At 65.3% G+C, this 14,282-nt stretch carries 12 protein-coding genes; 5 read left to right on the top strand and 7 right to left on the bottom strand.

Annotated features, from left to right (window positions below; all coding sequences use genetic code 11):
• Positions 1-42: 42 nt before the first annotated feature.
• On the bottom strand, positions 43-3,054 hold the full coding sequence (locus ACOQPI_RS08655) for an ABC transporter permease subunit (protein ID WP_420619254.1): 3,012 nt from the start codon (positions 3,052-3,054) through the stop codon (positions 43-45).
• Between the two features lie 71 nt (positions 3,055-3,125).
• On the opposite strand from ACOQPI_RS08655, the gene ACOQPI_RS08650 reads away from it, so the two are divergent.
• The gene (locus ACOQPI_RS08650; protein ID WP_420619253.1) at positions 3,126-3,866 is read left to right on the top strand and encodes a maleylpyruvate isomerase family mycothiol-dependent enzyme; all 741 of its coding nucleotides are present in this window, start codon (positions 3,126-3,128) and stop codon (positions 3,864-3,866) included.
• Positions 3,867-3,909: 43 nt separating this feature from the next.
• The gene (locus ACOQPI_RS08645) at positions 3,910-5,076 is read left to right on the top strand and encodes an amidohydrolase family protein (RefSeq protein WP_420619252.1); all 1,167 of its coding nucleotides are present in this window, start codon (positions 3,910-3,912) and stop codon (positions 5,074-5,076) included.
• Between the two features lie 15 nt (positions 5,077-5,091).
• Here the strand turns inward: ACOQPI_RS08645 and ACOQPI_RS08640 are convergent, their stop codons facing one another.
• Positions 5,092-5,832, bottom strand: coding sequence for an NIPSNAP family containing protein (locus ACOQPI_RS08640; RefSeq protein ID WP_420619251.1), 741 nt, complete (start codon positions 5,830-5,832; stop codon positions 5,092-5,094).
• A gap of 2 nt (positions 5,833-5,834) precedes the next feature.
• Positions 5,835-6,650, bottom strand: coding sequence for an enoyl-CoA hydratase/isomerase family protein (locus ACOQPI_RS08635; RefSeq protein WP_420619250.1), 816 nt, complete (start codon positions 6,648-6,650; stop codon positions 5,835-5,837).
• 84 nt (positions 6,651-6,734) lie between these two features.
• Here ACOQPI_RS08635 and ACOQPI_RS08630 point away from each other — a divergent pair, with 84 nt between their 5' ends.
• The 3 genes from ACOQPI_RS08630 (at position 6,735) to ACOQPI_RS08620 (ending at position 10,223) form a co-directional block, all read left to right on the top strand.
• Complete coding sequence (locus ACOQPI_RS08630; protein ID WP_420619249.1) at positions 6,735-7,721, top strand: NADPH:quinone oxidoreductase family protein; 987 nt, start codon at positions 6,735-6,737, stop codon at positions 7,719-7,721.
• A gap of 88 nt (positions 7,722-7,809) precedes the next feature.
• Positions 7,810-9,003 (top strand): LLM class flavin-dependent oxidoreductase, encoded by a 1,194-nt coding sequence (locus ACOQPI_RS08625; protein WP_420619248.1) that lies wholly within the window; start codon positions 7,810-7,812, stop codon positions 9,001-9,003.
• 137 nt (positions 9,004-9,140) lie between these two features.
• Positions 9,141-10,223 (top strand): phosphotransferase family protein, encoded by a 1,083-nt coding sequence (locus tag ACOQPI_RS08620; RefSeq protein WP_420619247.1) that lies wholly within the window; start codon positions 9,141-9,143, stop codon positions 10,221-10,223.
• A gap of 18 nt (positions 10,224-10,241) precedes the next feature.
• Here the strand turns inward: ACOQPI_RS08620 and ACOQPI_RS08615 are convergent, their stop codons facing one another.
• Genes ACOQPI_RS08615 through ACOQPI_RS08600 form a run of 4 tightly spaced genes read right to left on the bottom strand, consistent with a single transcriptional unit; the run spans position 10,242 to position 14,270 of the window.
• Positions 10,242-10,601: a hypothetical protein gene (locus ACOQPI_RS08615; protein WP_420619246.1), complete on the bottom strand. Its 360-nt coding sequence runs from the start codon at positions 10,599-10,601 to the stop codon at positions 10,242-10,244.
• A 9-nt stretch (positions 10,602-10,610) separates the two neighbouring features.
• On the bottom strand, positions 10,611-11,327 hold the full coding sequence (locus ACOQPI_RS08610; RefSeq protein ID WP_420619245.1) for an ABC transporter ATP-binding protein: 717 nt from the start codon (positions 11,325-11,327) through the stop codon (positions 10,611-10,613).
• Positions 11,324-12,088 (bottom strand): ABC transporter ATP-binding protein, encoded by a 765-nt coding sequence (locus tag ACOQPI_RS08605; RefSeq protein WP_420619244.1) that lies wholly within the window; start codon positions 12,086-12,088, stop codon positions 11,324-11,326. The genes ACOQPI_RS08610 and ACOQPI_RS08605 overlap by 4 nt, the downstream gene beginning before the upstream one ends.
• A complete protein-coding gene (locus ACOQPI_RS08600) occupies positions 12,069-14,270 on the bottom strand; it encodes an ABC transporter permease (protein ID WP_420619243.1) in 2,202 nt (733 codons plus the stop codon). Before ACOQPI_RS08600 ends, ACOQPI_RS08605 begins: the two co-directional genes overlap by 20 nt.
• Positions 14,271-14,282: the final 12 nt, after the last annotated feature.

Here is a 14,282-nt window from a genome sequence, read left to right as displayed (position 1 = left end):
ACATAGTAGGACAGCGACCTTCGACTGTCATCCTCGAGATGGTCAGTCTGATGTAGAGGTGGCTTCCCCGAGGTAGGCGGCGTCTAGCTGGTCGTGGTCCACCTCGGCCCGGGGGCCGTGCCAGGTGATATGGCCCAGGCTGATGAACGCCACCGAGTCGGCGATCTCCAGCACGTCGCGGGCCTTCTCCTCCACCAGCAGCAGGGCCACCCCCCGCTCTTTGAACTCGATGAACAACTCCAGGATCTGGTTCACGATGAGCGGAGCCAGACCCAGCGACGGCTCGTCAGCGATCAGCACTTCGGGGGGATGGGCCAGCAGCGGCGCCAAGGTGAGGATCTGCTGCTCGCCCCCGGAGAGGTTGCCAGCCAATTGGTTCTGGCGCTCTCCCAGGATGGGGAATCGATCACAGCACAGTTCGCGGTCTTCAGGGTTGGGCAGCCAGAGCTGCATGTTCTCTCGGACGGTGAGGCCGCTGAAGATGCCTCGGGCTTCGGGGGCCAGCACTACGCCCCGGCGGGCCCGGCGATGGCTGCGCAACGACGTGATGTTCTTACCGTCGAGCCGGACGAGCCCGTGGGTGGCGGGCAGTAGGCCCGAAGCCACCGCACAAGTGGTGGACTTCCCCGCGCCGTTGGGTCCGAGCAGTGCGGTGATCTCACCCCGGGGCACCGAGAGGTCGATTCCATGAAGGGCCTCCACAAGCCCATAGCTAGCTCGCACGTTGACCAGCTCCAGCGCCGGCGGGTGATCGCCGACGTACTGGTCGCCGATCTCCTCGGCTGGTTCCGGCGCGTCGGACTTCGCCGAGTCAAACGCAGGGGTAGCCGGAACGCGCTCGGGAACCGGACTCGCATCGTCAACCCAGATCTCCCCCCGCCACACCGCCAGCCGACGGCGCCACGCGTCGCGGCGGACCCGATTCTGGGCGGCGGTGAACGCAAGGATCCCATCGGGTTCGCGAGCGAGCTGCATGGCGCCGAGGCCGAACATGAAGGCGGTAATGTTGCGGGCTTCGTCGTATTGGTCGAAGCCGTCCCAGTCGATGGGGTACCAGGAGTACACCCGGGCCAGGCAGATAAAGGCCAGCACCGCCAGCACGCCCAGGATTGGCGGCGAGAACGGCAATCCCACCTGACGATCGCGGATGGCGGTGGCCAGCGCCGCCGCCCCGAACACCGAGGCCACCAGCACCACGTGCCACGACTCCATCCAATCCCAGTGCCAGCCAGTTCCGAATGTGTGGCCACTGGCCGCCACCATGATGCCGGCCATCACTGCACCGCCGGGTCGGCGGATGCCGACCAAGATCACCACCGCCAGCCAGAACAGCCCGGCTTGGGTGGTGGCGGTGAACGGGGTCACGTTGCCGATGAATGTGGCAAAGAAGACTCCGCCGAACCCGGCCAACAGCGCCGACAGGGCGAACACCGCCAGCTTGGTGCGTACGATCGAGTGGCCCGAGGTGGCTGCGGCCGGCTCGGAGTTGCGCACCGCGATGATGGCCCGGCCGGTCACGGAGCGCTGGAGGTTTCTCACCAACCAGGCCGCAGCCAACACCAGAATCACCAGCAGCACCGCCAGGGACTTCGTATCTTGGAAGTCGAACGGCCCCAGTTGGGGGCGGGGGATGTCCCACCCCTTGGTGCCCTGGCCGTTTTTGAACCAGCTCCACTCGAACAGCACCCGCTCGCTCATGAAGGCCAGCGCGAGGGTGGCCAGGGCCAAGGGCAAACCACCCAACCTCAGGGCGGGCAGGGCCACGATCACGCCGAGCACCCCCGCGATTATCACGCCCACTATCAGCGCGGGAATGAACGGCAGCCCGGTCTTGTCCAAGATCAGACCGGCGGTCATGGCGGCCATGGTCACGAAAGCCGCTTGGGCCAGGCTGACCATGCCGCCCAGGCCGGTGAGCAGCACCCAGGACATGAACACCAGGCCAAAGGCCAAGCCGGTGACCCACAGCCCCAACCAGAACTTATCGGCGAAGACAAATACCTGGAGCACGATGAACCCCGCGCCCAGCACCCAGGGCAATTGCACCCGCCATTTCGGGAGATCGTCGGTGTAGACAGTGGCCGGAGGGGCGTCTGCCACCACGCCGCTGCTACGAGTCCGCTCCCGGGCCATGAAAAGCAGCCCCACCAGCAGCACCACAAAAGGCACTGAGCTCTCGAAACCCCGAATGTCCTGGGCAAACGTGGCATACCGGCCTACCCAGCTGGTGACTACGCCCAATGCCACGCCGCCGGCGAATGCCAGCGGTATGGAGCGCAGCCCGCCAATCACCGCGGCGGCGGTGGCGATGAACATGAACACGTTGTACTGATTGGACTCGAGGGAGTTGAACACAGGGGCTCCCACCACTCCGGCCAGCCCGGCCAGCATGGTGCCGATGATCCAGGCGGCCGACGAGGTGAATGACTCGCTGACCCCTCGCAACCCGGCCAAATCGGGGCGGTCCACCACTGCCCGCATCTGGAGCCCGATTCGGGTGTGACGCATCAGCGCCCACAACGCAACCGCGACAACCACCGCCACCACCAGCACCGCCCACTGGTTGCTGCTGATGCGCAAGTCGAAGCTGCCGAGGTCGTATGTCCACGTCTCGCTGGGCACCTTCCACACCCCGGGGGTGAGGAACACGTAGTCGGTGGATTGCAGGCCCCAATCCCACGTCTTGGTGCCCAAGTCGACCAGCAAATCGGTGAGCGCGGGCAACGCCACGAGAATTCCGATGGTGGCCATGACTTTGGCCGCGTCGTTGGCCCGGGCCAGGGGTCGGAATACCGCCACATTCAGGAGCTGGCCGAGCAGCGGGCAGAACACCACCACCACCAGGAAGAACGACAGCAGCCGCATGCCCAGGCTCTCGATGCCCAAGGCATTGATCAGCTGGAAGTAGAGCATGGCCGAGGTGTAGGCGATGCCCCCGTAGGCCAGGTTGAAAATGCCGGTGGAGGTGTAGCTCAGGGTGAGCCCGGCGGCGATCAGCGAGTAGATGGCGCCGGCAATGGCCCCGCTCACGAGCAATTGGATGAACTCGCCCACCCGATTATTTCCCCCTGGACTATTCGACCTGCGCCACTCTAGTGGCCCGCCCGGATCAGTACATTCGTCGCATGGATGACGTGCTGTTGGCCGACCTCGCCGCCGAGCATCAGGTGTTGGACGATCTGGTAGCTCCGCTGCCTGCGGACGTGTGGGCCAAGCCTTCGCCGTCCCCCGGATGGACACTGGCCCACCAGATCCACCATCTCGACGTGAGCGAAGGGGCCGCGCTGCTGGCCTTGACCGGCCACAGCGACCAGGTGTTCGCCCCCGCCGGCCGCTGGCCCGACCGCCCTCTGCCCGGTGATCCGGCCGAAGTGCTGGGCAATTGGCGAAGGTCGCGGGCGACCAGCTTCGAGGCGATGGCCACGCTGAACGCTAAAGCCCCGATTATCTGGGGAGACGGCCCCATGACCTGCCGCTCGTTCGCCACTGCCCGATTGATGGAGACCTGGGCCCACGGCCTCGACTGCTTCACCACCGCCGGGGTCGAACCGGTTGACACCGACCGCCTCCGCCACGTCGCCCACCTCGGCTTCCGGGCCCTCCCCTACGCCTTCCGAAGCCAAGGAGTAACCCCGCCCGCCCCCTTGTCTGATCTCCGCCTAGAGCTGATCTCACCCTCCGGGGAGACCTGGACCTACGGCGACGACAATGCCCCCCAAACCATCACTGGCACCGCCAGCCACTGGTGCCGAGTCGCCACCCGCCGAATGGATTCCGCCGACTCTGATCTGTTCGCCGAGGGCGCCCTAGCTCAAGCAGTGCTCACCACTGCCCGCGCCTACCTCTCCGACGGCGCGCCAGACTGATCCCGACAAGGAATTGCAGGGAAAAAACGTGTCAAACTTGGACATGACCGCGACGCGAGACCAGATCCGAGTAATTGACGTAGACACCCATCTAACTGAACCCCACGACCTGTGGAGCAGCCGGGCGCCGGCGGACTATGTCGAACGGCTCCCGAAGGTGGCCGATGTGGATGGACGGCCTCACTGGGTGCTCGACGGGGAGCCCTTGGGCTTCGCCACCGCCAGCGGCGTGGTGCGCCCCGACGGCTCCAAGGCCCTGGGCACTGAGTTCTTCGGCTGGACCATCGACGAGGTTCATCCCGGGGCCTACGACATGGACGCCCGAGTGGAGGTCATGGACCAGATCGGCATCCACGCCCAGATCATCTACCCCAACTTGGCCGGCTTCGGCAGCCAGAAGTTCGGCGAAATTGAAGACGTGGAGCTCAAGCGGCTGTGCGTGTCGGTGTATAACGACGCCATGGCCGAGATCCAGGACAACTCCGGTGAGCGCCTGTTCCCGATGGGGCTGATCCCATGGTGGGACATCGAGGGCTCGCTGGCCGAGGCCAAGCGCATTGTGGGTCTGGGCCTCCGGGGCATCGTGATGTGCAGCGATCCGCAGTTGCGGGGGCTGCCCGACCTGGGCGAGGAGGCTTGGCGGCCGCTGTGGGAGTTCTGCTGCGACCACGAGCTGCCGGTGAACTTCCACATCGGGGCCAGCGAGAGCTCGATGGGCTGGTTCGGCACCTCGCCGTGGCCGTCGCAGGGCGACGACCAGAAGCTGGCCATCGGCTCGGCCATGATGTACCTGACCAACGCCCGGGTGCTGGCCAACCTGATCTTCTCCGGCGTGCTGGAGCGCCACCCAACGCTCAAGATCGTGTCGGTGGAGTCGGGCATCGGCTGGATCCCCTTCGTGCTGGAGTCGCTGGACTATCAGATGGACCAGCTCACTATCGAGGTCCAGTCCCAGTTCAGCCTGAGCCCAACCGAGTACTTCCGCCGACAGATGTACGGCTGCTACTGGTTCGAGGACCTGTCCCCCGACCTGCTCATCAACCAGATCGGCCCCGACAACGTGCTCTTCGAGACCGATTTCCCCCACCCCACGTGCCTGTATCCCTTCGGCCTCGAAGAAGCCTCCAACGCCCTAGGCGATGTGGACGACGACGTGGCCCGCAAGGTGCTCCAAGACAACGCCGCCGAGCTCTACAAGATCGCGGTCTAGCGGCGGACAGCTCGCCTAGAGGTCTTCGTAATCGATCCGGTCGCTGCGGGCCGGTTGGCGGCCGGTTTTGAACGGGCACAGGGGGGCGTCTACCAGCAGGAATCGGTGCCAGCCCTTTACGAGGTCGTTGACCGCGGCCTGCCATCGGGCCAGGCCCGGATCGGTGCGCTGGGCCTTTTCGAAGTCGGCCCAGGCCTCCCAGGTGGGGATGGCCCACAGCAGGAAGGCCTCGTCGTCGGCCACCATGGCCGTCTCCCATGCACCGGCCAGCTCCCAGCCGAAAGGCTCATACGCGGGCTGGGCGTTGGTGCGGACACGCTCCAAGAACTCGGCTGACGTGCCCCGCTTGAGGCTCACCTGCTCGTGGGCGTAGCACTCCCCGGTGACGCCGTCGGCGCACAGCTCCTCGATGGTCCGGGTCCAGGGGGCGGGCACCAGCAGCCGGTCGGTACCCCTTTGGCGGTAGTTGGCCGCTTGGGCCCACCACTTGGCCAGTTTGGGGTCTTGGGCACCGGCGCCTTGGCACTCGAGGCGGAATGAGGTGGCCATGCCGTCCCAGCCGTCCTCCTCCCACAGGTTCAGCACCTGCGGCCAGCCCCTAGTGGTGCCGACGATGGCCCATACCCCGTAGCAGAGCTGATCGCGCTCGTCTTGGGCGATGGGCGACCAGTTGGCCGTCATGTGGTGCATGTAGTTGGCCCGGTTGTGGCCGATGATGTCGATGAACTCGTGGATGTAGAGCTTTTCGTTGGCCACGATTAATCCTCGTCACCGCGGCCGAAGTTGGGGGTGCGCTTGTTCAAGAAGGCGTCCACCGCCTCCCGGTGGTCGTCGGTGTCGAAGGTGATGGCCTCCAGCGCGAAGGCCAGGTCGTAGAGGCGGTTGACCCGGTCTTCGAGCTCTTTGTTGCACAGGCGCTTGTTGAACTCGATGGCGTGGCGGGGGCCAGCGGCCAGCCGCTGGGCCATGGCCTGGGCTGAGGCCAGCACCTCGTCGGCAGGCACAACGTGGTTCACCAGCCCGTAGCTCTCTGCTTGCGCGGCGTCGAGGAGGTCGCCGGTCATCAGCAGCTCCTTGGCCCGGTTGAGCCCCACCAGCAGCGGCCACAGCACCGCTCCCCCGTCGCCGGCCACCAGCCCGGCATTGACGTGGGGGTCGCCGATGCGGGCGGCGTCGCTCAGAAAGACGATGTCGCAGAAAAGGGCCAGCGACGCCCCCAGCCCGATGGCGTGGCCGTTAACTGCGGCCACCATCGGCTGGCGGACCCGCAACGCCCCCCGAGCGATGTCGATCCCGTCGTCGAGCAGGTCGGGGCGCCCCTCGGGATAGCCGGTGTCCAGGTTCTCCTCCATCACCGCGAAGTCGGCCCCCACGCAGAACGACCGGCCCGCGCCGGTGAGCACCACCGCCCGCACGTAGGCATCTTCGGCGATACGGCGGTACAGGTCCCGCAGGTCGAGGTGCATCTGCTTGTTGAGGCCGTTGCCCCGGTCGGGCCGGTTCAGCGTGGCGGTGAGCACCCCGGAGGAGTCGAGCTCGGTGGCGATGGTTTCCAATCCGTACCGGTCAGCCATGGGGGTAGCTTCGCACTTGGCGGAGCGGGTAGTGGATTTCAGGCCGGGTGGTGGATTCCCGGCGCGGTGGGCGAAGCTAGGCGGATGCGAGCTTGGGTGGTCGAAGGGTCGGGAGCGCCGGGTGAGGTGCTGCGGTTGACGGACCGGGCCGCGCCCGATCCCCGGGAGGGGACGTTCCAGATGAAGGTGGGGGCGGTGGGCGTTGGCCTCCCCGACGTGTTCATGTGCCGGGGGGTGTATCCGCTGGGGCCGTCAGAAGGGTCGTTCACCCCCGGCCAGGAGGTGTGCGGGACGGTGGTGGAGGCTGGCGACGGCGTGGACCTAGACCCCGGCCAGCGGGTGATGGCCGTCACCTCGTTTCAGACCGGCGACGGCGGGTTCGCCGAGCTGTGCCTGGGGCTGGGGGGATCGGCGTTCACCGTGCCCGACTCCATGGACGATGCCGCGGCGGCCGGATTCCTTATCCCTTATCACACGGCCTGGATCGGCTTGGTGCGCCGGGGCGGGCTGAAGGCGGCCGAGACCCTGCTGGTGCTGGGAGCGGCCGGCGGCACCGGGGCGGCGGCCTGCTCATTGGGTGCCGCCCTGGGGGCCCGGGTGATCGGGGTGGCCGGCGGACCGGAGCGCTGTGAGACGGCTGCGGGCTTTGGGGCGCATCAGACGGTGGATCACCGGGAGGGCGATATTGCCGCGGCGGTCATGGAGCTGACCGACGGGCAAGGGGTCGACGTGGTGTACGACCCGGTGGGGGGTGACGCCTACACCTCGGCGTCACGGTGCGTGGCCCGCGACGCCCGCCTGGTGATCATCGGATTCGCCAGCGGCGAGTGGGCGCCGGTGAACGTGCGCCACATGGTGCAGCGCAACTACTCGGTGGTGGGGGCCATCCCTGCCCGCTACAGCAGGGAGGAGCGGCTGGACGACCATCACCAGCTCAGCGCGCTGTGGGACGCGGGCAGCCTCGCCTCGGTGGTCAGTGCCACCTACTCGTTTGAGGAACTGCCCGAGGCCATGACCGCCCTGGAGTCTCGCCATGTGGTCGGCCGGGTGGTGCTGGAAATGAGGGCGTGAGCGGGCCGGGCTGAGCCTGCCGCTGCGACGGCGAGTATTCTGCCAGCCGCAGACACAAGCAAAACACCGGGACCAAAGGGAGCACATCGTGGAGTTCGCCATTTTCTTGCAGGGATCACCTCGCCGGGGCGGGGCGCGCAGCCCCTACTGGGAGCATCAGGCCTTTGAGAACGAGCTGGAGATGGTCCGGGTGGCCGACCAGCACAACTGGAAGTACATCTGGGTGAGCGAGCACCACTTCTTGGAGGACTACTCCCACACCTCGGCCAGCGAGGTGTTCATGGCCTACTCCTTCGCCCAAACCTCCCAAATCCACATGGGATCGGGCATCTTCAACCTGAACCCCATCGTGAACCATCCCATCAAACTGGCCGAGCGGGTGGCCATGCTCGACCACATGAGCAAGGGCCGGTTCGAGTTCGGCACCGGCCGCGGCGCGGGCAGCCACGAGATCGGCGGCTTCGGCATCGACCCGTCGGAGACCAAGGCCAACTGGGACGAGGTGATCTGGGAGTTCAAGAAGATCTGGGGCAACACCGCCTACTCCCACCCCGACGGCACCGCCTTCCAAACCCCCGAGACCGGCACGTGGGGCACCTTCAACGTGCTGCCCAAGCCCTATTGCCACTCCCATCCGCCGATGTGGGTGGCGGCGGGCAACACCCCCACCTATGAGAAGGCCGCCCGCCACGGCTTGGGCGTGCTGGGGTTCAACGTGGCCGCCATCTACGAGATGGCCCCCCACGTGGAGGCCTACAAGAACGCCATCCCCCATGCCGAGCCCGCCGGCGAGTACGTGAACGACAACGTGATGATTGCCAACGGCCTGGTGTGCCTGGAAGACGGCCAGGAGGCCCGCCGGGTGGTGTGCGAGCAGATGCAGCTCAGCTACCTCCAGTCGCTGGTGTTCAAGTACCACGACACCTTCCCCAAGCCCGAAGAGCTGCCGCCCTACCCCACGATCATCCCCGAACCCACCTTGGAGGACGTGGAAGAGCGCATCGCCGCCGGGTTCCTGCTGTGCGGCGATCCCGACGAGGTGTTGGAGCAGGTGAAGCGCTATGAGGAAATCGGCTGCGACCAGGTGTCGTTCGGGCTGCCCATTCAGCTCAGCCATGAGAATTGCCTGGAGACCATCCGGCTGTTCGGCACCCACGTGATCCCCAAGCTGGACAAAGACCCGCTGCACCGCAGCACCCGCCAGCGGATCGAGCACGGTGGCCCACTGGAGATGACGCCCGACCCGCTGTACGAGGTTCCCCGGGCTGAAGAGCTCCGCTAGATGCCTGCCGTTCTTTTGTTGGCGCGCGTCCGGGCGGCGGGTCCTGTCCCGGCCCAGCCCGCCGTCCTCGCAGAGCTGCGGGCGGCGGGCGCCCTGAGCCGGGCCACCCACCGCCCTCGGGGGGCCTTGGCCATCAAATGAACGACGGGAACGCGGTAAGGGAAGAGCTGCGGGTGCCGTTGGCTGGGTGGCTGACGGAGCGGCTTGGGGCTCGGAGTGTTGACATTGGGGCGTTTGAGGTGCCTTCGGGGGGGTATTCGGCGGAGACCCTGTTATTTGATGCCACGGTGGACCGGGGGGCGGGTCCGGCGGTGGAGCGCTATGTGCTGCGGCGAGAGTTGCCTGAGCCGGCGGTGTATCCCCAGCAGGCGCCGGGGGAGCTGGATGTGGAGGTTGACATCCAATACCGGGTCATGTCGGCGGTGGCCGCCTACAGCGATGCCCCCATTGCCCCCCTAGTGGGCTACGAGGCCGATGATTCCGTCCTTGGCGGGCCGTTCTTCGTGATGGGGTTCGTGGGCGGCGACATCCCACGGGAAGACCCGATCTACACCGGCTCCGGCTTCTTCTTCGACGCCCAGCCCGGCCAGCGCCGCCAGCTCGTGGACCGGGGGCTGCGGACCATGGCCCAGATCCACAGCATCGACTGGCAAGCCGCCGAACTCAACTGGCTGGTGGCCACCGGCAACCAGCCGGGCACGGCTACCCAGGTGCGAATCTGGCGGGACTACTCCGACCGGGAGCTCGACGGCCGCGACCATCCGATTCTGGAAGCCGGGTTCGCCTACCTCTACGACAACATGCCCACCGACGACGGCCTGTGCCTGAACTGGGGCGATGGGCGGCCCGGCAACATCATCTGGCAGGACTTCGAGCCCGCCTGCGTCACCGACTTCGAGGCCGCCTGCATCGCCTCACCCCTGGTTGACCTGGGGTGGTGGCTGATGTTCGACCGGTGGTCGCACGAGCACATGGGCAACCAGCCCCGCCTGGAGGGCGAGCCCTCTCGGGCCGAACAGCGCGATCTCTACGCCGCCCACGCGGGGCGCGATCCGGGAGACACCACCTGGTACGAGGTTTTCGCTGCGGCCCGCTACACCGCCATCGTGGTGAGGGTGATGAACCGCACCGTGCTGCGAGGCGAGATGCCCGCCGACAACCCGTTCTGGCTGGAGAACCCCTCCAGCGACTGTCTGAAGGCCCAGCTCGACGAACTCTGAGCCGGAAAGAGTCGGTGGCTAGCTGCCCACCACCCGGTCGGTCTGCTCGCGGTATTCGTAGACAAGGCGGACCAGCCAGTAGCGCATGAAACGCTTGAAGGAGCTGACCGCGATCATCACCAAGCCGATGAACGTGAGGCTGAGGCCGAATATGGCGGAGACCACCAAGTCGAGGTGGTTGACCGCGTTCGAAGCGCCACCGGTCATGATGAACGACACCAGGGTGAAGGCCAGCCCAACGATGGTGATGATCAATCCGATGCGGAACACCCACCGGTCGGGGTTGGCCCGGCCGCCGGAAGCCCGGAGCTTGCCCACCTCTTGGTGGAATTCCTCGAGACGGCTGCTTTCGCCCGCGGCGTCGGTTGTGTCACTCATGGTGTCTCCTCAAGACATGCCTAGATAGGCGGCGGTCAATTCTTCGGCGATCTCTGCCGGCGGCCCAGTGCGCTGGATACGGCCATGGAGCATGATGGCGGCCTCATTGGCCACTCCCAGCACCGCTTGGGCAAACTGCTCGACGATAAGGATGGACAGTCCGGCCTCGGCCAGAGAGGCCACCTGCTCGTAGAGCTCCTCCACGATGATGGGGGCCAGTCCCATGGACAGCTCGTCGAGCATCAAGATGGCTGGGTCTGTGGACAGCGCCCGAGACATGGCCAGCATCTGCTGCTCCCCGCCCGACAGCGTGCCCGCCATCTGATTGCGGCGCTCCTGGAGGCGGGGGAATTGGGCGAAGGCCCGCTCCTGCACCTGCTTGTAGGACACACCGGCATAGGTGGACATCCGCAGATTCTCGGCCACAGTGAGGTTGGGGAAGATCCCCCGGCCCTCGGGAATCAGACACACCCCGGCCCGGGCCAGCCGGTCGGGAGACACGCCGTTCACTTCGTGGCCGTCGAGCAGTACCGATCCGGCGTGGGGCTGGATCTGACCACTGGCCACCCCCAAGGTGGTGGTCTTGCCTGCCCCATTGGGACCCAACAAGGCGTACACCTGGCCCGGCATGACCCGCAGATCTACGCCGTGCAGCACGTCGATCGTGCCGTATCCGGCTCGGATTCCGATCAATTCCAAAAGCGGATTTGCCGTCTCGGTATTCACTCGCCAACCCCCACATATCCCGCCCGGAATTCGTCGCCGCCAAGGTAGGCGGCCCGCACGGCCTCGTTGCCCTGCACCTCGATAGGCGTGCCCACCGCGATGATCTTGCCGAAGTCCAGCACATGGATGCGGGCACACACCCCCATCACGAAGCTCATGTCGTGTTCCACCAGCAGCACGGCCAAATCGTTGTCTTTGTCGGCTACCAAACCCAACAGGAGTTGGCCGATGGCGGTGGTCTCGTCTTCGTTCAAACCAGACGACGGCTCGTCCAAGAGCAGCACTCGGGGCCGACAGGCCAGGGCCCGGGCCAGCTCCACCAACCGAGCGCTGCCGGTGGGAAGGGTGCCCACCGTTACATCAGCCACATCGTCGAGACCCACCTTGCCCAGCATCTCGTGGGCCACGTCGTTGACCCGTTGGTGCTTCCATTTGGCGCGGTGGTTCTTCTCCACCGCCACCCTCACGTTGTCGAACGCACTCAGCGTGTTGAACGCCTCCAGCTTCTGGAAGGTGCGGGCGATGCCCATTTGCGACCGCCGGGACACGCCGGCCCGGGTGATGTCGACTCCGTCGAACTTCACCGTGCCGCTGGTGGGGGGCAACAGGCCGGTGACCACATTGAACAAGGTGGTCTTGCCCGCGCCGTTGGGGCCGATGAGGCCGGTCACCTCACCGGGGTCGACGTCCACCGAGGCGTTGTCGAGAGCCACCACGCCGCCGAAGCGCATGACCACTTGCTCAGCTTCGAGCAGTGCCATAGCCCTCCTTCGGTACCACTTCGTCCAAGATCCCCAGCCGTCGGTCGATGGCGATCACCTCTTCGGGGGTGAACGGCCGCTCTATGCCCAGTTCGCCGATCTCCGGCTCGCGCTTTTGGGCATTCTCGGCGGCGATCTCGGCTCGGGCATCGCTGCGCCACGGCAGGATGGGCGAGAACCCCCTGCCCATCTCGAAGATGGCCCCTCGGGGGTTGAACACCATGCCGAGCACCAGCATCCCCGGTCCATAAGTGGTCATGATGTCGAGCAGCGTGACCAGAAAATCCACGTTTCCGGCATCTTCCAGCCGGTGGCCGAGGCCGGTGAACAGCGGAATGAAGATCAAGAAGATGCCAGCCACCGGGATAGAAATCCCCGCAGCCGCTACCAACAAAACGATGTTGAATCCAATGAGAAGGTCGAATCCCTGGACGCTGTCCACGTTGCCCGACACGGTGGCCCAGAAGACTCCGGCGGTGCCAGCCATGGCCGCGGACACGGCATAGACCACCACCTTGGTCCACATCACCGGGATCCCCAGAGTGGCCGAAGCGGCCTGCGAGTCGTTGATGGCCATCCATCTTCGCCCGTATCGCGACCTTCGCAGCAGCACCAGTGCGAATACAAAGATGGCGAACACGCTAACCATCAACAAGAAGAAGCCTCTCCGGTCATCGAAGGTGACGCCGAATAACTCGAGGGGGGGGAACTGCACACCTACACCGAGGGTGGGCATGACCCACGAGTGAGGGAAGAAGATCAACGACATAGCCTGGGCGAAGGCCATCGTCATGAGAGCCAGATATAACCCCCGCAAACGAGCGGCCGGCAGAGCCACGAGGGCACCCAGCGGCGCACACAGCAAGCCCACAAGGAGAATCCAGTAGCCGTTGCCGGAATCACCGGCCAGTTTGAGGTAGACGAACGCACCAAATCCGGCAAAGGCCAGGGGCGCAAAGTTGATCTGGCCCGCCCAGCCAATCAAAGGGACCAGGGACAGGCCAATGAGGGCCAGTGCCATGGCCTCATTGGCCGAGTTCAGCTCTCGGCCTCCCCAAGCACCCGGGTCCCAGATACCAAAGTCAAGCCAGCCCCCAGACAATGCCACGGCGAGCAGGATGATCACGCCACAGCCGAAAAGCCCCTCCCACCACTTTGTGTAGCGCTCGTGGCGGCGGAGGTGATGGGCTAGCCGGCCCGCTTCGAGGCGGGCCTGGGGCAAGGCAACCACCACAAACAGCAAGATAAGCGGGGCAATTGAACGGTTAGCGAAACGGAAATCGGAGCCAAAGTCCAGCCATTCCCTTGTATGCGCGGTCAGCAGCCCGATCAGCATGGCCCCCATCACTGCCATAGGAAGGTTCCGCAAGGCCCCAAATGCAGCGGCAGCGAACGCGATGATCACTACATTGTTCAGGGTTGTCGGGACTAGATCCTGGAATTCAGGGGCTATCAAGATCCCGCCCAGCGCTCCCAGCATTGAGCCAAGCGCCCATGAAGTTGATGAAACCACATTGGGGCGGGCACCGTTCAACGCGGCCAACTCCCGGTTGTCCACCACCGCCCGCATGGCCGTGCCTATCCTGGTTCGGCGCAAAAAGTAGCGCATGGTAATCGCTATTGCGATGGCAAGCAGAATGACAATAAGCCGGTGCCATGGTAGGCGAGCAGGTCCCAAGTCAATTCCGTTGCTTACCCCAAAAAAATATGGCACTGGCCGACTGGGACCAGACTCCCAAATATCGCTGACCACCGACAACAGGAGCACCATGATGGCAACGGTTACCATGAGCTGAACTACCAGCGAGGCGGTTCGCAAGCGTCTCATGATCACAATGTCCAGCAGGACGCCGAGCGCGGGGGCAAACAGGCCTACTACTACGAACAGGGCGAGAATAGAGTGCCAGCCCCGGTTCACGTGAAGTTCCCAATAGAGGAACGCGGCGAACACTCCTATGGCACCTTGGGCGAAGTTGAACACTCCAGTGGTGGTGTAGACCACCACCAGCCCTGTGGCGTACATTGCGTACAGGGCACCTAGAAAGAGCCCAACGTATGTGGCAACTAAAAATGTCCCACCCGTTACTGGGATACCTCGCCAATTGAAAATCGCGATAATGGTCGCCCCGATTCCCGCCAGCAGCGCGACAAGCGCTACCGGTGGGCGGAGTCCCGGGTTCACGAGTCCTCAGCC

The organism is Candidatus Poriferisocius sp. (assembly GCF_965219815.1).
Lineage (GTDB): Bacteria > Actinomycetota > Acidimicrobiia > Acidimicrobiales > Bin134 > Poriferisocius.
This window is presented reverse-complemented; position numbering and strand designations above follow the sequence as displayed.